Below are 521 nucleotides of genomic sequence, written 5' to 3' on the forward strand. Positions count from 1 at the left end.
TTCAGCGCACTGGTTGATGACCTGCGTGCGCTGATGAGTCAGTTTCCCGATAAGCGCACCGGCAACAACACCAGCTATCGCATGGAAGACGTGGCGCTGGCGGCATTCTCCGTGTTCTTCACCCAAAGTCCGTCCTTTCTCGCGCACCAGATCGCCATGACCGAAAGCCAGGGTATCAGCAACGCCCAGACCCTGTTTGGCCTCACCAAAATCCCCAGCGACAATCATATCCGCGACCTGCTCGATCAGGTTCCCCCGTCGCAGCTGTTGCCCATGTTCAGCAGGATCTTTGATGCGCTGCATGAGTGGGGATATCTGCAAGCCTTCCAGGCACTCGACGAGCAACTGCTCATCGCGCTGGATGGCACCCAGTACCACAGCTCAACCAACATCCACTGTGAACACTGCACAGTGACCCGGCACAAGGGACAAGCCACCTACGCCCATTCGGTGGTCACGCCAGTGATTGTCGCACCGGGACAGAAATGTGCCCTGCCACTGGCACCGGAGTTCATCACACC

Annotated in this window: 1 pseudogene; it reads left to right on the forward strand. The window is 58.2% G+C overall.

The features are described 5' to 3' along the window. Nucleotides 1-9: 9 nt before the first annotated feature. Nucleotides 10-521 (forward strand): annotated as a pseudogene (locus NA637_RS25340) (ISNCY family transposase); the annotation flags it as partial.

It is taken from the genome of Stutzerimonas stutzeri, from assembly GCF_024448935.1.
In the GTDB taxonomy this organism is placed as follows: domain Bacteria; phylum Pseudomonadota; class Gammaproteobacteria; order Pseudomonadales; family Pseudomonadaceae; genus Stutzerimonas; species Stutzerimonas stutzeri_AO.